This window comes from Stenotrophomonas aracearum (assembly GCF_031834615.1).
Lineage (GTDB): Bacteria > Pseudomonadota > Gammaproteobacteria > Xanthomonadales > Xanthomonadaceae > Stenotrophomonas > Stenotrophomonas aracearum.
Genome location: NZ_CP115543.1, coordinates 1543892 through 1560721, shown reverse-complemented (window position 1 = coordinate 1560721; position 16830 = coordinate 1543892). Strand labels below are relative to the sequence as shown.

17 protein-coding genes are annotated in these 16830 nt (G+C 67.4%); 4 read left to right on the top strand and 13 right to left on the bottom strand.

Annotation, left to right across the window (positions count from 1 at the left end; genetic code table 11):
- Nucleotides 1-18 precede the first annotated feature (18 nt).
- Together PDM28_RS07235 and surE are read right to left on the bottom strand one after the other, a co-directional pair.
- Entirely contained in the window at nt 19-696 is a 678-nt protein-coding gene (locus tag PDM28_RS07235) for a protein-L-isoaspartate(D-aspartate) O-methyltransferase (RefSeq protein WP_102945785.1), read from the bottom strand.
- A complete protein-coding gene (gene surE / locus PDM28_RS07230; RefSeq protein WP_070207270.1) occupies nt 693-1472 on the bottom strand; it encodes a 5'/3'-nucleotidase SurE in 780 nt (259 codons plus the stop codon). Before surE ends, PDM28_RS07235 begins: the two co-directional genes overlap by 4 nt.
- 187 nt (nt 1473-1659) lie before the next feature.
- Between surE and PDM28_RS07225 the strand changes: the two genes are divergently transcribed.
- Nucleotides 1660-2199 carry a Smr/MutS family protein gene (locus PDM28_RS07225; protein ID WP_102945786.1) on the top strand — a complete coding sequence of 180 codons (540 nt, stop codon included), beginning with the start codon at nt 1660-1662 and terminating at the stop codon, nt 2197-2199.
- Nucleotides 2200-2236: 37 nt separating this feature from the next.
- On the opposite strand, the gene truD is transcribed toward PDM28_RS07225, so the two are convergent.
- From truD to PDM28_RS07190, 7 genes are all read right to left on the bottom strand, one after another.
- Nucleotides 2237-3280, bottom strand: coding sequence for a tRNA pseudouridine(13) synthase TruD (gene truD / locus PDM28_RS07220; RefSeq protein WP_311184301.1), 1044 nt, complete (start codon nt 3278-3280; stop codon nt 2237-2239).
- Nucleotides 3277-3771 carry a 2-C-methyl-D-erythritol 2,4-cyclodiphosphate synthase gene (ispF, locus tag PDM28_RS07215; protein WP_070207267.1) on the bottom strand — a complete coding sequence of 165 codons (495 nt, stop codon included), beginning with the start codon at nt 3769-3771 and terminating at the stop codon, nt 3277-3279. Before ispF ends, truD begins: the two co-directional genes overlap by 4 nt.
- 37 nt (nt 3772-3808) lie before the next feature.
- Entirely contained in the window at nt 3809-4507 is a 699-nt protein-coding gene (ispD, locus tag PDM28_RS07210; protein WP_311184666.1) for a 2-C-methyl-D-erythritol 4-phosphate cytidylyltransferase, read from the bottom strand.
- Nucleotides 4504-4854 carry a cell division protein FtsB gene (gene ftsB / locus PDM28_RS07205; RefSeq protein ID WP_070207266.1) on the bottom strand — a complete coding sequence of 117 codons (351 nt, stop codon included), beginning with the start codon at nt 4852-4854 and terminating at the stop codon, nt 4504-4506. The genes ispD and ftsB overlap by 4 nt, the downstream gene beginning before the upstream one ends.
- A gap of 5 nt (nt 4855-4859) precedes the next feature.
- On the bottom strand, nt 4860-6146 hold the full coding sequence (gene eno, locus PDM28_RS07200) for a phosphopyruvate hydratase (RefSeq protein ID WP_102945789.1): 1287 nt from the start codon (nt 6144-6146) through the stop codon (nt 4860-4862).
- Between the two features lie 70 nt (nt 6147-6216).
- Nucleotides 6217-7866, bottom strand: a complete 1650-nt coding sequence (gene pyrG, locus PDM28_RS07195; RefSeq protein WP_102945790.1) for a CTP synthase — start codon at nt 7864-7866, stop codon at nt 6217-6219.
- A gap of 335 nt (nt 7867-8201) precedes the next feature.
- The gene (locus tag PDM28_RS07190; RefSeq protein WP_102945792.1) at nt 8202-8444 is read right to left on the bottom strand and encodes a hypothetical protein; all 243 of its coding nucleotides are present in this window, start codon (nt 8442-8444) and stop codon (nt 8202-8204) included.
- A 139-nt stretch (nt 8445-8583) separates the two neighbouring features.
- On the opposite strand from PDM28_RS07190, the gene parE reads away from it, so the two are divergent.
- Complete coding sequence (gene parE, locus PDM28_RS07185; protein ID WP_102945793.1) at nt 8584-10473, top strand: DNA topoisomerase IV subunit B; 1890 nt, start codon at nt 8584-8586, stop codon at nt 10471-10473.
- A gap of 627 nt (nt 10474-11100) precedes the next feature.
- Here parE and PDM28_RS07180 read toward each other — a convergent pair.
- Together PDM28_RS07180 and PDM28_RS07175 are read right to left on the bottom strand one after the other, a co-directional pair.
- A complete protein-coding gene (locus tag PDM28_RS07180) occupies nt 11101-12222 on the bottom strand; it encodes an inorganic phosphate transporter (RefSeq protein WP_102945794.1) in 1122 nt (373 codons plus the stop codon).
- Nucleotides 12223-12235: 13 nt separating this feature from the next.
- Nucleotides 12236-12862, bottom strand: a complete 627-nt coding sequence (locus tag PDM28_RS07175; protein WP_070207259.1) for a DUF47 domain-containing protein — start codon at nt 12860-12862, stop codon at nt 12236-12238.
- 338 nt (nt 12863-13200) lie between these two features.
- On the opposite strand from PDM28_RS07175, the gene PDM28_RS07170 reads away from it, so the two are divergent.
- A complete protein-coding gene (locus PDM28_RS07170) occupies nt 13201-14457 on the top strand; it encodes a hemolysin family protein (protein ID WP_425507656.1) in 1257 nt (418 codons plus the stop codon).
- Nucleotides 14441-15100 (top strand): exopolysaccharide biosynthesis protein, encoded by a 660-nt coding sequence (locus tag PDM28_RS07165; protein WP_311184299.1) that lies wholly within the window; start codon nt 14441-14443, stop codon nt 15098-15100. The genes PDM28_RS07170 and PDM28_RS07165 overlap by 17 nt, the downstream gene beginning before the upstream one ends.
- Before the next feature lie 59 nt (nt 15101-15159).
- Here the strand turns inward: PDM28_RS07165 and PDM28_RS07160 are convergent, their stop codons facing one another.
- Together PDM28_RS07160 and PDM28_RS07155 are read right to left on the bottom strand one after the other, a co-directional pair.
- Nucleotides 15160-15666, bottom strand: coding sequence for a pyridoxamine 5'-phosphate oxidase family protein (locus PDM28_RS07160; RefSeq protein ID WP_311184298.1), 507 nt, complete (start codon nt 15664-15666; stop codon nt 15160-15162).
- A gap of 86 nt (nt 15667-15752) precedes the next feature.
- Nucleotides 15753-16754 carry an LLM class flavin-dependent oxidoreductase gene (locus PDM28_RS07155; protein ID WP_102945798.1) on the bottom strand — a complete coding sequence of 334 codons (1002 nt, stop codon included), beginning with the start codon at nt 16752-16754 and terminating at the stop codon, nt 15753-15755.
- Between the last annotated feature and the right edge of the window lie 76 nt (nt 16755-16830).

Sequence of the window (16830 nt, the reverse complement as noted above, 5' to 3'; positions counted from 1 at the left end):
ACGCAACGCTCCTTGGAATCAGTCCAGCATGCCAGACAGCAGCGGCACGAACGTGACCGGTGCCAGTACCTGCTGTTCGACACTGCCGTCTTCGCGACGGGTGAGCTGGATCAGCGACTGCGCGCCCGGCCCGCCCACCGGCGCCACCAGGCGCCCGCCGACGGCCAGCTGCTCGACCAGTGCGTCGACCAGTGCCGACGCTGCGGCGGTGACCACGATGGCGTCGAACGGGCCATGCTCGGCCCAGCCGACACGGCCGTCGTCATGCTTGCTGCGGATGTTCATGCCAAGCGCGCGGAAGCGCTTGCGCGCCTGGCGCAGCAGGTCGCCGATGCGCTCGACGGTGTACACCTCCAGGCCCAGCGCGCCGAGCACGGCAGCCTGGTAACCCGAACCGGTGCCCACTTCGAGCACGCGCTTGGGGGCCGACTGCAGCACGGCTTCGGTCATCCGCGCCACCACCCACGGCTGGGAGATGGTCTGCCCGTGGCCGATCGGCAATGCGGTGTCTTCGTAGGCGCGCGAGGCCAGCGCCTCGTCGATGAACAGGTGGCGCGGCACCACCCGGATCGCATTGAGGGTGGCTTCGTCGACGATGCCGCTTTCGCGCAGGCGTTCGACCAGTCGGTCGCGCACGCGCTGCGAGGTCATGCCGATCCCGACCGCTTCGGGTTGCAGGCGCAGGCGCTGGCTCATGCCGGGCGGTCCAGCGCGGCGGTCAGGCCGCCGACCCAGCTGGCGACCTTTTCCAGCGCCTGGTAGCGGGTCAGGTCGACCTGGATCGGGGTGATCGAGATGTAGCCGTTGCGCACCGCGTGGAAGTCGGTGCCCGGGCCGGAGTCCTGTTCGCGCCCGGCCGGGCCGATCCAGAACACTTCATTGCCACGCGGGTCGCGCTGGGCGATGCAGCCTTCGGCGCGGTGGCGGTTGCCCAGGCGGGTGACTTCGAAGCCACGCACCTCCGCCCACGGCAGGTCGGGCACGTTGACATTGAGGATGGTGTCGGCCGGCAGCGGGTCGGCCTTGAGCCGGGTCACGATCTCGACCGCCGCGCGCGCGGCGGTTTCGAAGTTGCGCGGGTCGTGGTTGTGCGAGACCAGCGACATCGCCACCGCTGGCAGGCCGAGGAAACGCCCCTCCATCGCCGCCGAGACGGTGCCGGAATAGATGACGTCATCGCCCAGGTTGGCCGCGTTGTTGATCCCCGAGACCACGATGTCCGGGTCGTACTCGAGCATGCCGGTCAGGGCCAGGTGCACGCAGTCGGTCGGGGTGCCGGCCACCGAGCAGGTGTAGTGGTCGATCCGCTTGACCCGCACCGGCAGGTCCAGGGTCAGCGAGTTGCTGGCACCGGACCGGTCGCGGTCGGGGGCGACCACCATCACGTCGTGGCCGGCCTCGCGCAGGACCGTGGCGAGCATCCTGATGCCCGGCGCGTCGACACCGTCGTCGTTGCTGACCAGGATCCGCATCGGGGTTTTAACCGCTTGATTGTTCAAGACTTCATTTCCATCACTTTCCAGCGTTGGCGGGGCCGGCCTTCACCCGTTCCGGGATCACCGACCGCGCAAGTGCGTCAGCTATTGTGCCGCAAGCGGGCAGATCGGCCTACCCCGCCGGGAGGTAGGCAGGGCCGATCCGGGGCATTAGGCTGTACGCATGTCACATCCTGAAGACGAAGATCCGGCGGCGCTGTTCCGCGCGGCCATCGGCGAGGTCACGCCGCTGCGCAAACCGGTCGCCGCGCCGCCGGCCACGCCGCGGCCGAAGCCGCGCGCACGGATGGCCGAACAGGACGAAGATGCGGCACGCGGGGAGTTCGCCCGGCTGCTGCGCGACAGCAGCCCGCTGGAGGCAGGCGACACCGCCAGCTACCGGCGCGACAACCTGCCGGCGCGGATGTTCCAGCGGCTCAAGCGTGGCCAGTATTCCGTGCAGGACGAGCTGGACCTGCACGGCGCCACCGTGGCCCAGGCCGAGACCCTGCTGCGCCAGTTCCTGCTCGAGGCGCACGCGCACGAGCATGGCTGCGTGCGGATCATCCATGGCAAGGGGCTGCAGTCCGACGGCGGTGCACCGGTGTTGAAGAACCTGGTGGACCGGTTGCTGCGCCAGCGCAACGACGTGCTGGCGTTCCATTCGGCGCCGGCGGGGCAAGGCGGGACCGGCGCGGTGTTGGTGTTGTTGGCGAACAGGTAATTCGGGCGGAGCAGCCACGCAGGGCGTGGCTGCGCCGTCACTCCGAGGCCGACACCCCGGCAACGTCATTCACCGGGCCCAGCTCATGCAGCACCGCCGTCGCATAACACCCCGGCGGCAGCGCAAACGTCAGCTCCAGTACGTCCGCTTCCAGCCAACGATGCTGCAGGTTCGCCGGTCGCAGCCGCAGCGCGCGCCGCTCCTGCTTCAACCGTGCACCTTCCAGCCCCGCGCGCAGCTGCAATGACTGCTCGTCGCTGATCGCCCCCAGCTCCAGCGCGGCGGCGTCGCCGCTGCTGCGCAGCTCGCCTTCGCCCCACAACGGGCCGCTCGGATGGATGTCGAACCGGCCCAGGCGGTCGGCCAGCAGGTCGGTCCACGGTTCGGGCCCGAACACGCTGCGGCTGCCGTCCAGCATCCACACTTCACCGTCCAGCGGCGTGTCCCAGTTGCCCTGCGCCACGCGTTCGGCCAACACCTGGTTGAACAGCGCCGAACGGGCAGCCGAGAGCAGCAGCGAGCGCTGGTCCGGGCGCATCCGGCGGCCGCCGAACATCGCCAGCGCAGCCGGCACGTTGCCACCGTCGCGACCGAAGCGCTGTTCGCCGAACCAGTTCGGCAACCCGCGTGCGGCGATCAGCGACAAACGCTCGTCGATCGCCTTCGCCTCGCCCTGCACGTTGCGCAGCACCAGCCGGAACCGGTTGCCGGCCAGCGCGCCGCGCTGCAGCTTGCGGTTGTGCCAGGTCGACTCGAGCACCTCCACTTCGTCGGAGGCCAACGCCGCGATGTCCGGTGCAACGCGCTTGGGCAGGTGCACGCTGAAACGCTGGGTGGTGACCGCATGGCGGTCCTTCATGCCGGCAAAGCTGACCCCCATCTCGGGCAGGCCGGCCCACTTGGCCAGCAGCTTGGCCACGTGCACGGTGTTGGCGCCGCGCTTGCGGATGGTCAGCAGCAGGTGCTCGCCCTCCCCGCTCGGCTCGAACGCGGGCAGTTCGTCGACCTGGAAATCCTCGGGCGTGGTGCGGATGTCGGCGCGCAGCAGCGGCGCGCCGAACGCCAGCGGCAGCGGAATCACAGCGCCACCAGCAGCACGACAGCCTGCGCGGCAATACCTTCGCCGCGCCCTGTGAACCCGAGCTTTTCGGAGGTGGTGGCCTTGACGCTGACCGCATCCAGCGCGATCCCGAGCACGCCGGCAATGCGCTCGCGCATCGCCAGCGCGTGCGGGCCGACCTTGGGGCGTTCGCAGATCACGGTGATGTCGGTATTGCCGACCTGCCAGCCGCGCTCGCGCAGCAGGCTGTTGCAGTGTTCCAGGAAGCGGCTGCTGTCGGCGTCCTTCCAGCGCATGTCCGACGGCGGGAAGTGCTGGCCGATGTCGCCCAGCGACAGCGCGCCGAGCATGGCGTCGCACAGCGCATGCAGGATCACGTCGCCATCGCTGTGGGCGAGCACGCCGCAGCTGTGGTCGACGCGGATGCCGCCGAGCATGATGTGGTCGCCCTCGCCGAAGGCGTGGACGTCATAACCCTGGCCGATGCGGACGGGTGGAAACGGGGTGTTCATGGCAAAAACCTGCAGTAATGGGCGACGCGCGGCGGACTCAGGCCCCGCGGCGCCACAGCTCGAATTCGAAACGTGACAGATCGGCCGGGGTGGTGACCTTGAAGTTGTCTTCGTTGCCCTCGACCAGTAACGGACGCAGCCCCTGCCGCTCCATCGCCATGGCCTCGTCGGTCACTTCGACGCCGGCGCCGGCCGCGTCCTGCAGCGCGCGGGCCAGCTGGTGGCGGCGGAACAGCTGCGGGGTCAGCGCACGCCACAGGCGCGCGCGCGGCTCGGTGCCGTCGATGCCGCCGTCGTCGCCGGCACGCTTGAGGGTGTCGCGCACCGGCGCGGCCAGGATCGCCCCGACCGGGTCGTTGCGCCCCACTTCCAGCAGGCGGCCCAGGTCGGCGGCGGCCAGGTTCGGCCGCGCGGCGTCGTGGACCAGCACGAAATCGTCGGCGCGCACGCTGTCGGGCAGCGCGTGCAAACCGGCCAGCACCGATTCGGCGCGGGTCGCACCGCCGGTGCAGGTCAGGATCGGCTTGTCGGCCACCGACTGCCAGCCCGGCCAGTCGGCGTCATTTTCGGCGATCACCACCATCACCCCGGCCACGACCGGGTGCGAGAGCAGCGCTTCCAGGGTGTGGGCGAGCAGTACCCGGTCGCCGGCGACCAGGTATTGCTTGGGCACCGGTCCACCGAAACGGGTGCCACGGCCAGCGGCCGGGACCACGGCCCAGACGCTGCCCATCAGGGCACTTCCTGGTGCGGCGCGTTCGGGTCGGCAACCTGGGTCGGCGCGCGCGGCGCCGCCACCGGGGCGTTTTCGACCACGCGGTAGAACTTCTCGCCGGGCTTGATCATCCCCAGCTCGCTGCGCGCGCGTTCCTCGATGGCGGCCTCGCCTTCCTTGAGGTCCTTGACCTCGGCCGCCAGCGCGTCATTGCGCTGCTGCAGGCCTTCGTTGTCGCGCTTCTGGGCTTCGACCTGGGCTTCGAGCGTCATCACTTCTCCCGAATTGCCCGGGCCGAACCAGAAGCGGTACTGCAGCCATGCCAGCAGTACCGCGAGCACCAGCAGCAGCCAGCGCCAGTTGCGCATGCGGGTCAGCGCTTCAGCGAAACGAACGCGTCACGCCCGGCGTAACGCGCGCCGGCACCCAGGGCTTCCTCGATGCGCAGCAGCTGGTTGTACTTGGCCACGCGATCGCTGCGGCACAGCGAGCCGGTCTTGATCTGGGTGGCGGTGGTGGCCACGGCGATGTCGGCGATGGTGGTGTCTTCGGTTTCGCCCGAACGGTGCGAGACCACGGCGGCGTAGTTGGCGTTGTGCGCCATCGCGATCGCTTCCAGGGTCTCGGTCAGGGTGCCGATCTGGTTGACCTTGATCAGGATCGCGTTGGCGGTGCCGGACTCGATGCCTTCCTTGAAGATCTTCGGGTTGGTCACGAACAGGTCGTCGCCGACCAGCTGCACCTGCTTGCCGATCCGGTCGGTGAGCAGCTTCCAGCCGGCCCAGTCGTTCTCGGCCAGGCCGTCTTCGATGGTGATGATCGGGTACTGCGCGGCCCAGTCGGCCAGGAAGTCGACGAACTGCTCGGAGGTCAGGCGCTTGTTCTCGCCGACCAGGTTGTACTTGCCATTCTCGTAGAACTCGCTGGAGGCCACGTCCAGGCCCAGCAGCACGTCTTCACCGGCGGTGTAGCCAGCCTTGCCGATCGCTTCGAGGATGGTGTCCAGCGCTTCGACGTTGCTGCGGAAGTCCGGGGCGAAGCCGCCCTCGTCGCCCACCGCCGTGCTCAGGCCGTGGCCCTTGAGCACCGACTTGAGCGAATGGAAGATTTCGGTACCGGCGCGCAGCGCTTCGGAGAACGAGGTGAAGCCGACCGGCAGCACCATGAATTCCTGGAAGTCGACGTTGTTGTCGGCATGCGCGCCGCCGTTGATGATGTTCATCATCGGCACCGGCAGCGTCACGTCGCGGCCGTGGGCCAGGTACTGCCACAGCGCCTGCTTGTTCGAGGCGGCCACGGCGTGGGCGTTGGCCATCGAAACACCGAGCAGCGCGTTGGCGCCGAGGCGGCCCTTGTTCTCGGTGCCGTCCAGGTCGATCAGGCGGCGGTCCAGGCCTTCCTGGTCGGCGGCGTCGAAGCCCTTCAGCGCGGAGGCGATGGTGGTGTTGACGTTGTTGACCGCGTTGCGCACGCCCTTGCCCAGGTAGCGGGTCTTGTCGCCATCGCGCAGCTCGACCGCTTCCTTGGTGCCGGTGGACGCACCCGACGGCACGGCGGCGCGGCCGAACGAACCGTCCTCCAGGGTGACTTCGGCTTCCAGCGTGGGGTTGCCACGGCTGTCGAGGATTTCACGGGCGTGGATGCTGCGGATCGCGGTCATGGCGGGCCAATTTCCAGTCGGTAAGGGAAACGCGCCGCCCTTCCGGCGGCGCGTGAAACAAGCGTCGTGATTATGCAGCAGTTCGCTGCGCTTTTCGCTGGCGTGCCGCGCTGATGAAGCCGATGAACAGCGGGTGGCCGTCGCGCGGGGTGGACAGGAATTCCGGGTGCGCCTGGCAGGCCAGGAACCACGGGTGCTGGTCGCGCGGCAGTTCCACCACCTCGACCAGGGTGTCGTCCATCGACTTGCCGGCGATCACCAGACCGGCATCTTCCAGCTGGGTGCGGTAGCGGTTGTTGAACTCGTAGCGGTGGCGGTGGCGCTCGGCGACCACGTCCTTGCCGTACAGCTCGCGGGCCAGCGTGCCCGGCTTCAGGCGCTGCTCCTGCAGGCCCAGGCGCATGGTGCCGCCAAGGTCGCTCTTGTCGTCGCGCTTTTCGACGTCGCCGGTGGCGGTGCGCCATTCGGTGATCAGGCCGATCACCGGGTTCGGCGACTGGCGGTCGTTCTCGGTGCTGTTGGCGCCTTCCAGGCCCACCACATTCCGGGCGAAGTCGACCACGGCGGCCTGCATGCCGTAGCAGATGCCGAAGTACGGCATCTTTTCCTCACGGGCGAACTTCGAGGTCAGCACCTTGCCTTCGAAGCCCCGGTCGCCGAAGCCGCCCGGCACCAGGATGCCGTCGACGTCCTGCAGCGCGGCCATGTCGGTGCCTTCCAGGTCCTGCGCTTCCAGCCACTTCAGGTTGACCTTGGTGCGCTGGCGCAGGCCACCGTGCTTGAGCGCTTCGCCGACCGACTTGTATGCGTCCTGGTGGTCGACGTACTTGCCGACCACGGCGATGGTGACTTCGTCCAGCGGGTGCAGGGTGGCGTCGACCGCCGCTTCCCACTCGTGCAGGTCGGCCGGGCCGGCCTTGTCGCCGAGCTTGAGCTGGTTGATGACGATCTCATCCAGACCCTGCTCGTGCAGGCCCATCGGGATGCGGTACAGCACGTCGACGTCGGGCACGCTGATCACGGCCCGTTCGGAGACGTTGGTGAACTGGGCGATCTTGCGGCGCTCGGACTCGGGCACCGGCTGTTCGGAACGGCACAGCAGCACGTCCGGCTGGATGCCGATCGAGCGCAGTTCCTTGACCGAGTGCTGGGTCGGCTTGGTCTTGAGCTCGCCGGCGGCGGCGATGTACGGGACCAGGGTGAGGTGCATGAACAGTGCCTTTTCCGGGCCGCGTTCGGTACGCACCTGGCGGATCGCTTCGAGGAACGGCAGCGATTCGATGTCGCCGACGGTGCCGCCGATCTCGACCAGCGCGACGTCGAAGCCTTCGGTGGCCTCGTCCATGCAGCGGCGGATTTCGTCGGTGATGTGCGGAATGACCTGCACGGTGGCGCCCAGGTAGTCGCCGCGGCGCTCCTTGCGGATCACGTTTTCGTAGATGCGGCCGGTGGTGACCGAGTTCTTGCGGCTCAGGCGGGTGCGCACGAAACGCTCGTAGTGGCCCAGGTCGAGGTCGGTTTCGGCGCCGTCGTCGGTCACGTAGACCTCGCCGTGCTGGAACGGGCTCATGGTGCCGGGGTCGACGTTGATGTACGGGTCGAGCTTCATCATCGTGACCTTCAGGCCACGGGCTTCGAGGATGGACGCCAGCGAGGCGGCGGCGATGCCTTTGCCAAGCGAGGAAACCACGCCGCCGGTTACGAAGATCAAGGGAGTCATGGCTGGAGGTGTCCTGTCAGGAAGGGGGAAACGACGCCGGCGCGCAAGGCGGCGGACGACGTGAAGAGGGAATCGGGGTGGATCGGGGCGGCGGCGGAGAGGTCACGCGCCGGGGCATCCTGCGAGGTCGGGAGGGCCGTGCCGGTCGCCAAGGGGACCGTCACCTGTTGCCTGCCCTGCGGGCGGTCGCGCACGACCGGACCCGTCCATTCGCTGATGGATGACACGTACTGCTCCCGGAAAGCGATAGTTTACAGAGTGAAGCGCCCAAGCCCAAGGGGCAGGAACGAAGACGCCCCGGCAAGCCGGGGCGTCTGGGAGGCCAGGAAGCGGGTTCAGCGCTTCTTCTTGGCCTCTTCTTCCTCTTCCTGCTGCGGTGCCTGCTGGCCCTTGGCCTTCATTTCGGCGGTGGCAGCGGCACGGCGCTTGGCCTTGGCGTCGGCTTCGGACTGGGCCTTGGCCTCGGCCTGGTCGCCCTGCTGCGCGGTGGACTGGCCCTGTCCGGCGTTCTGGGCCATGGCCAGCGGCACGGCCACGACGGCGGCGGCAATGGCGACGATGGTCAGGAACTTCTTCATGGGGAGGTCTCCTCGCTATGGCTGGGGTGGTACGTGGCCATTCTATCGCGGGGTATTCGGCCGCCCCCTGAACGTGTGGCGTGCAAAAAAGCCGCCCAGACCGCAAACTTCGCCGTCGCTTTGCGCAATCTGAAGACCGATGAACACCCGCTATAACGCCGCCGATATTGAAGTCCTGTCTGGCCTGGACCCGGTCAAGCGCCGTCCCGGCATGTACACCGACACCGCCCGCCCGAACCACTTGGCGCAGGAAGTGATCGACAACGCCGTGGACGAGGCTCTGGCCGGGCATGCCCGGACGGTCGAGGTCACCCTGTACAAGGACGGCAGCTGCGAGGTCAGCGATGACGGCCGGGGCATGCCGGTGGACATCCACCCGGAAGAGAAGATCCCGGGCGTGGAGCTGATCCTGACCCGGCTGCATGCGGGCGGCAAGTTCAGCAACAAGAACTACACCTTCTCCGGCGGCCTGCACGGCGTGGGCGTGAGCGTGGTCAATGCGCTGTCGACGCTGGTGGAAGTGCACATCAAGCGTGAGGGCAGCGAGCACCGCATCACGTTCCGCAACGGCGACCGTGCCACGCCGCTGGAAGTGGTGGGCAGCGTCGGCAAGAAGAACACCGGTACCCGGGTGCGCTTCTGGGCCGACCCGAAGTACTTCGATACGCCCAAGTACAACCTGCGGGCGCTGCGCCACCTGCTGCGCGCCAAGGCGGTGCTGTGCCCGGGCCTGACGGTGAAGCTGCGCGACGAGGCCACCGACGAGCAGGACACCTGGTATTTCGAGGACGGCCTGAGCGATTACCTGAAGGCGGAGCTGGGCGAGCGCGAGATGCTGCCGGCGGACCTGTTCGTGGGATCGCTGAAGAAGGACACCGAGGTGGTGGACTGGGCGGTGGCGTGGCTGCCGGAAGGCGAGCTGGTGCAGGAAAGCTACGTGAACCTGATTCCGACTGCCCAGCACGGTACGCATGCGAACGGCCTGCGCACGGGCCTGACCGAGGCGCTGCGCGAGTTCTGCGACTTCCGCAACCTGTTGCCGCGCGGGGTGAAGCTGGCCCCGGAAGATGTCTGGGACCGGGTCTCGTTCGTGCTGTCGTTGAAGATGACCGACCCGCAGTTCAGCGGGCAGACCAAGGAGCGGCTGTCGTCGCGCCAGGCAGCGGGGTTCGTGGAAGGCGCGGCACATGACGCTTTCAGCTTGCTGCTGAACCAGAACGTGGCGCTGGGCGAGCAGATCGCGCAGCTGGCGATCGAGCGTGCCAGTGCGCGCCTGAAGACCGAGAAGCTGGTGGTACGCAAGAAGGTCACGCAGGGCCCTGCCCTGCCGGGCAAGCTGGCGGACTGCATCAGCCAGGACCTGTCGCGCACGGAACTGTTCCTGGTGGAAGGCGACTCGGCGGGCGGTAGTGCCAAGCAGGCGCGCGACAAGGACTTCCAGGCGATCATGCCGCTGCGCGGCAAGATCCTGAACACGTGGGAGGTGTCGTCGGGCAGCGTGCTGGCGTCGGAGGAAGTGCACAACCTGGCGATCGCGATCGGCTGCGATCCGGGCAAGGAGGACATCACCGGGCTGCGTTACGGCAAGGTGGTGATCCTGGCGGACGCGGACTCGGACGGGTTGCACATTGCGACGCTGCTGACGGCGCTGTTCCTGAAGCACTTCCCGGCGCTGGTGGACGCGGGCCACGTGTTCGTGGCGATGCCGCCGCTGTTCCGCGTGGACGTGGGCAAGCAGGTGTTCTACGCGCTGGACGAGGAAGAAAAGCGGTCGCTGCTGGACAAGATCGAGCGCGAGAAGATCAAGGGCCAGGTCAGCGTGACGCGCTTCAAGGGCCTGGGCGAAATGAACCCGCAGCAGCTGCGCGAGTCCACGATCCACCCGGATACGCGCCGTCTGGTGCAGCTGACCATCGACGACGGCGAGCAGACCAGCGCGCTGATGGACATGCTGCTGGCCAAGAAGCGCGCCAGCGACCGCAAGCAGTGGCTGGAGAACAAGGGCGACCTGGCTTCGCTGGAAGTCTGAGGAATACGGAAAACCCGCTTCGGCGGGTTTTTTGTTGGGTGCGATGGATTGCAGTCGATCCGTAGAGCCGGGCTCTGCCCGGCTGCTGTTGGATTCAGGCGAACAGCCGCAGGCGCACCGTGTCCCTGGCTTGGGCCGCCCGGTGCCGGTTTGCGGGGTCGCCGTAAACCCATCCATGGGGGCTACGCGGACGCCATCCATGGCGCCGAGTCCCCCGCAAACCGACCCCGGGCGACCCTTTGACAGTTGGCCGGTGGCCACGGGAAACGCGGGCGCCGGCCGTTGGCCGACGTGTCGACCAACGGTCGGCACTGGCTTTCCCCATGGCCCGCGACACACTATCGGAGGGTCGGCGGGGGTGGGTTTGAGGGGGCACGAGCCGCATAGATGCGGCGATGAGCTTACATGGACGTACTTGCAGCGTCCCCCACAAACCCGCACCCGACGGCCCTGACCAGGCGAACCTCGCAGCCTGCAGCTGTTCGCCATAATCCAACAGCGAGCCGGGCAGAGCCCGGCTCTACCGGATCTCATGCAATCCGGGGAGCCGGCCGGCGGACGGCACTACCGGGTCGAACACAAAAAACCCGGCCGGAGCCGGGTTTTTTGTGGCTTAGACCAGACCGATCAGGCCCAGCCGAACAGCTCGAACAGCTTGAGGATCAGGTAGGCGCAGCCGCCGGCGGCCGGGATGGTGAGGATCCAGGCCCAGACGATGCGCTCGATCACGCCGAACCGCAGCGAGCGCGGGTTCTTGGCGTAACCCACGCCCATGATCGCGGTGGAGATGCTGTGCGTGGTCGAGACCGGCATGCCGAAGTGCGCGGCCAGGGTCAGGATCGTCGCCGAGCTGGTTTCCGCCGCGAAACCGTGGATCGGATGCAGCTTGACCATCTTGTGGCCCAGCGTCTTGATGATCTTCCAGCCGCCCGACGCCGTACCGGCCGCCATCACCACCGCACAGGTCAGCACGATCCACATCGCGATTCCCTCGCCCGCGTGCGCGTCCGGGTGCATGAACGCCAGCCACGACGGCAGGTCGTTCAACGCACCGGTCGCTTCCGCGCCGATCAGCGTCATCGCGATGATGCCCATCGTCTTCTGCGCATCGTTGTGGCCGTGCGCGAAGCCCATGTAGGCCGCCGACACGATCTGCGCCTTGCCGAAAAACGCATTGACGATGCGCGGCCGTGCCATCCGGCCCAGCCAGCCACCGGCTTTGGCCATGCCCGCGATGATCGCCCACAGCAGCAGCATCACCAGGATGCCGAGCAGGAAGCCCGCGATCGGCGAGGTGATCATCGGCAGGAACACCTTCCACAGCAGGCCCTTGTTCTGTGCCCACGTGCCGATCCGCTCGGACCAGATCAGCGCGTCCCAGTTGTTGTGCGCCGCTGCCAGGCCCGCACCGCACAGGCCACCGATCAAGGCGTGCGAGGACGAGGACGGCAGTCCCTTCCACCACGTGATCAGGTTCCAGATGATGCCGCCCAGCAGCGCGCACAGGATCACCTGCGGCGTCACGTCGACCACGTTGGTGTTGATCAGGCCCGACGCGATGGTCAGTGCCACCGCCGTGCCGGTGAGCGCGCCGATGAGGTTCATGAAAGCGGCCAGCATCACCGCCCAGCCGGGCGAGAGCACCTTGGTCGCCACTACCGTGGCGATGGAGTTGGCGGTGTCGTGGAAGCCGTTGATGAACTCGAAGACGAGCGCGGCCAGGATCACCACCAGAACGAGGGTCAGCATGCTGTGGCGTCCGTCAGCTGTTCTTCAGCACGATCTGGTACGCCACCACGCCCGCCTCGCGGCAGCGGTCGATGGCCTTTTCCAGGATCTCGAAGAACTCCTTGAGCAGGAACATCTGCAGGTTGTCCAGGCGACCGGAATAGATGTCGCGGTACAGCTCCAGCATCAGCCGGTCCGCTTCGTTCTCCAGCGCGCGCAGCTTCTCGTTGAGCGCCGTCATCCGGTCCAGGTTCATGTGGCGCAGGTCGCTGACCATCTCCACCACCACGCTGGCCGCCTGCTCCAGCATCGCCGCGCGCGGCGCGAAGTCGATGTGCTCCAGGTGCTTGGTCGCCAGCGAGTAGCGGTCGGCGAACTTCTCGACCTGCTTGGGAATCTTGTACAGCGCCGACCCCAGCGCTTCGATGTCCTCGCGCTCGATCGGGGTCATGAAGCTGTCCACCAGCGCCTGGCTGATCTTGTCCGACGCCGCGCGCTCGCGCAGGCGCGCCAGCTTGAACGCGTCCAGCGCCGGCTGGCGGTCCGCTTCGCGCAGCATCGAATGCAGCGCCTTGGCGCTGTCGTGGGCGGCCTGGGCAGCCTCGTCCAGCAGGGTGTAGAACTGTTTGCCGGAGCCGAAAATGGTCTGCAGAGAGAACATTGAGAAACCTATTCGCCGTCGAGGAAGGACGGCACCGGGCGGAATTATGACGGTTTGATGTCCAAACTGGGTACTCCCGTCGTCTTCACACCGTCTCCGGGCTCCCTGAACGACCCTGTTTGCTTCCCTCCCCCCGGCTTTTGTTAAGATGCGCGGGCACCTTCGGGTGCACTCTATGGACGACGACCCTTACCCCCCGCCGCGCCGGCCAGGCCTGACCTGGCCCGGTAGCCGCCGCCGCTTGAACACGCCCTCCCTGCCACCAACCGGGGACGACGCCCGTGTTTGAACTGATCCTGCTTGTTTTCGCCCTGATCCTGCTCAACGGGTTCTTCGCCATGTCCGAGATGTCGGTCATGACCTCGCGCAAGAGCCGCCTGAAGCAGATGGCCGGCTCCTCCAAGCGTGCCGCGAAGGCCCTGGAGCTGTCCGAGAAGCCCGAAAGCTTCCTTTCCACCGTCCAGATCGGCATCACCGTGATCGGCGTGCTGACCGGCCTGCTCGGCGGTGACGCCATCGGCGAGGCCATCGCCAGCTGGATCAAGGGCCTGATGCCCGGCTTCGGCCATGCCGAACTGGTCGGCAAGGGCCTGGCGGTCACGCTGATCACCTTCGTCACCCTGATCTTCGGCGAACTGGTGCCCAAGCGCCTGGCCCTGACCCGTTCGGAGGACATCGCCGGCCTGGTGGCCCTGCCGATGAGCTGGCTGGCCAAGCTGGCCTTCCCGTTCGTCTGGCTGCTGTCCAAGACCACCCGCCTGGTCCTGCGCCTGCTCGGCCTGGGCAGCGACGAAGCGGCCAGCGTGACTGAAGAAGAGATCCGCATGCTGGTGGCCGAAAGCCACGAGGCCGGCGTGATCGACGCGCACGAGCGCGACATGATGAACCGCGTGATGCGCCTGGGCGACCGCACCGCCGACAGCCTGATGACCCCGCGCAACCGCATCGCCTGGCTGGACACCCAGGCCGACGCCGAGAAGAACCTGGCGGCGATGCGCGAGCATGAGTTCTCGCGCTATCCGGTGTACCGCGGCAACGACCAGGACATCGTCGGCGTGCTCGAAGTGAAGAGCCTGGTCACCCGCCTGGTGCGCGACGAGCACTCCCTGTTCCAGCAGCTGCGCGAGCCGCTGTACGTCTCCGAATCCACCCATGCGATGAAGCTGCTGGAAATCTTCCGCGAAGAGCAGCAGTCGATGGCGCTGGTGGTGGACGAATACGGCGAGATCCAGGGCCTGGTCACCATCAGCGACCTGATGGGCGCGGTGGTCGGCCGCATGCAGTCGGTGGAGAACGTCGACGAGGACGCCCTGGTGGTCACCCGCGAGGACGGCTCGCTGCTGGTGGACGGCTCGCTGTCGATCGAAGACCTGCGCGAACTGATGGGCAATGCCGAACTGCCCGATGCCGAGGACGGCGACTACTACACGCTGGCCGGCATGTGCATCCACTACTTCGGCCGCATTCCGCATGCGGGCGAGTACTTCGACTGGGCCGGCTGGCGCATCGAGATCGTCGACCTGGACGGCGCGCGCGTGGACAAGCTGCTGATGCGCGCACTGGCCGAAGAGGAGAGCGATGAACTCACCGGCTGATCCGCCGTCGGGGCCGGACCAGCGCCGGCCCGAGTACCAGAACGAGGGCATCCGCACCCTTCTGGCGATGTTCGACCATGGCGATCCGGACGAGCGCCTGCGCCTTGGCCAGATCCTGCAGGGCCTGCAGCAGAGCGCGTTCGGGGTCTTCCTGTTCGTGGCGATCCTGCCGTCGTTCATCCCGATTCCGGGCATCGGCGGCGCGGTCAGTGGACCGCTGGTGATCCTGATCGGCGCGCAGATGCTGTGCGGGATGCGACGTCCCTGGCTGCCGGCCTTCATCGCCAACCGCGGGCCGCGGCGCGGCACCATGCACCGGTTCCTGGCCCGGATCGACGGGCCACTGCGGCGCCTGGACCGCATGTTGAAGCCGCGGCGTTCGTGGTTCCTGGTGCCGTTGCCGGCGCATGCATTCACCGGGCTGCTGCTGATCCTGACCGGCGTGCTGCTGTCGTTGCCGATCCCGTTCACCAACTATCTGTTCGGATTCCAGCTGCTGCTGTTCTCGCTGGCGCTGCTGGAACGGGACGGCACGCTGATGCTGGTAAACTGGATCGGCGCGATCGCAGCGGTGCTGTTCTTCAGCTTCAGCTCGGGGCAGCTGGTGCAGTACCTGACGGAGTTGTTTCAGAAGTGGTTCTGACACGGTAGCGCCGGCCGTTGGCCGGCCCACGGACCGCCTGGGCCGGCCAACGGCCGGCGCTACCGGTATGACCCTGATACTACGCCGTTGTCCGACAACGCGCCCGGCTCGTCGGTCACTGCCGACAACACGAAACTCAGCGCCTTGCCCAGCAGCGTGCCCGGGCCGTCCCAGTATTCGGCCGACTCGGCGCTGACGTGGATCAGGCGCAGGTTCGGATCGTCCTTGCCACCCGGGAAGAACAGCTTCATCGGCGGCGACCACAGTTCCTCGACCTTGGCACGATCGTCGACCACGCGCGCGATGCCGGCGACCGACACATAGGTGTTCTTCGACTGCGAGGCGTAGGCCACGTTGACCCGCGGATTGAGCGCGATCTCGGCCACCTTGGGGCTGTCGGCGGCGGTGGCGAACCACAGGTCGCCATCGAACTCGACTTCCTGGGTGCCCAGCGGACGGCTGTAGAGCCGGCCGTCGACGCCGGTGGTGGTGAACATGGCGATGTCCACGCCGCGGATCAGTTCGGCCAGTTGTTTGATGTGCTGCTGGCGATCGTGCTCGGCCATGGTGAAGCTCCTGCATTTGGGAGCTTCATCTCACCGGAAATGCCGGAATGGCGACGTGAACCGATTGGTCACGTCGCCTTCGCAGGTCACAGCGTGGCGGTGCGCTGCGCGGACTGCCACGCCTGCATAGCCAACCCGAACGAACGCTTGCGCGCCCCGTGGTCGTAGATGTTGGCGGTGAGCAGCAGTTCGTCCGGCTTGTGCCGCGCGGCAAACGCGGCCATGCCTTCGCTGACCTGGCGCAGGTCGCCCACAACGGCACACGCCAGCGCGTTCTGCACGCCCAGCTTTTCGTGCGGCTGCCAGAACGCCTCGATGTCGTCGATCGGCGGCGGGATCAGGCCAGGCTTGCCGCGCCGCAGGTTGACGAAGCTCTGCTGCTGCGTGGTGAACAGGCGCTTGGCTTCGGCTTCGGATTCGGCGGCGACTACGTTCAGGCCCAGCACCGCATACGGCGCGGTCAGGTACTGGGAAGGACGGAATTCGCGGCGGTACACCGCCAGCGCCTCATCCATTGCGTCGGGCGCAAAGTGGGAAGCGAAGGCGAACGGCAGGCCCATCGCAGCGGCCAGGCGCGCACTGAACAGGCTCGAGCCCAGCAGCCACACCGGCACCGGAATCCCCGCGCCCGGCACCGCGCGCACCGCCTGCCCCGGCTGGGCCGGTTCGAAGTAGTGCAGCAGTTCGCGCACGTCCTGCGGGAACTGGTCGGCGCTGTCGAAATAACGGCGCAGCGCACGTGCAGTCGGCTGGTCGGTGCCCGGCGCGCGGCCCAGGCCGAGGTCGATCCGGTCCGGGTACAGCGAGGCCAGCGTGCCGAACTGCTCGGCCACCTGCAGCGGGGAGTGGTTGGGCAGCATGATGCCGCCGGCGCCGACCCGGATCCGCTGGGTGCCGCCGGCCACGTGCCCGATCAGCACCGCCGTGGCAGCGCTGGCGATACCGGGCATGTTGTGGTGTTCAGCCAGCCAGTAGCGGTGGTAGCCCCAGCCTTCGGCGTGCTGGGCCAGGTCGAGCATGTTGGCGAAGGCGCCGGTGGTGTCGCTGCCTTCGCAGACCGGGGCCAGATCGAGAATCGACAATTGCATGGACGCGTTCCATTCCAGGTTATGCACCTGAGATGGGGTGCCCAGCGGCCGATTCCATGGGCGTTGGCGGGATGCT

Bases quoted from the DNA above. Each gene is read 5' to 3' on its own strand.
- PDM28_RS07235 (WP_102945785.1), bottom strand. From the start codon at position 696: ATGAGCCAGCGCCTGCGCCTGCAACCCGAAGCGGTCGGGATCGGCATG.
- surE (WP_070207270.1), bottom strand. From the start codon at position 1,472: ATGCGGATCCTGGTCAGCAACGACGACGGTGTCGACGCGCCGGGCATC.
- PDM28_RS07225 (WP_102945786.1), top strand. From the start codon at position 1,660: ATGTCACATCCTGAAGACGAAGATCCGGCGGCGCTGTTCCGCGCGGCC.
- ispF (WP_070207267.1), bottom strand. From the start codon at position 3,771: ATGAACACCCCGTTTCCACCCGTCCGCATCGGCCAGGGTTATGACGTC.
- ftsB (WP_070207266.1), bottom strand. From the start codon at position 4,854: ATGCGCAACTGGCGCTGGCTGCTGCTGGTGCTCGCGGTACTGCTGGCA.
- eno (WP_102945789.1), bottom strand. From the start codon at position 6,146: ATGACCGCGATCCGCAGCATCCACGCCCGTGAAATCCTCGACAGCCGT.
- pyrG (WP_102945790.1), bottom strand. From the start codon at position 7,866: ATGACTCCCTTGATCTTCGTAACCGGCGGCGTGGTTTCCTCGCTTGGC.
- PDM28_RS07190 (WP_102945792.1), bottom strand. From the start codon at position 8,444: ATGAAGAAGTTCCTGACCATCGTCGCCATTGCCGCCGCCGTCGTGGCC.
- parE (WP_102945793.1), top strand. From the start codon at position 8,584: ATGAACACCCGCTATAACGCCGCCGATATTGAAGTCCTGTCTGGCCTG.
- PDM28_RS07180 (WP_102945794.1), bottom strand. From the start codon at position 12,222: ATGCTGACCCTCGTTCTGGTGGTGATCCTGGCCGCGCTCGTCTTCGAG.
- PDM28_RS07175 (WP_070207259.1), bottom strand. From the start codon at position 12,862: ATGTTCTCTCTGCAGACCATTTTCGGCTCCGGCAAACAGTTCTACACC.
- PDM28_RS07170 (WP_425507656.1), top strand. From the start codon at position 13,201: ATGTCCGAGATGTCGGTCATGACCTCGCGCAAGAGCCGCCTGAAGCAG.
- PDM28_RS07165 (WP_311184299.1), top strand. From the start codon at position 14,441: ATGAACTCACCGGCTGATCCGCCGTCGGGGCCGGACCAGCGCCGGCCC.
- PDM28_RS07160 (WP_311184298.1), bottom strand. From the start codon at position 15,666: ATGGCCGAGCACGATCGCCAGCAGCACATCAAACAACTGGCCGAACTG.
- PDM28_RS07155 (WP_102945798.1), bottom strand. From the start codon at position 16,754: ATGCAATTGTCGATTCTCGATCTGGCCCCGGTCTGCGAAGGCAGCGAC.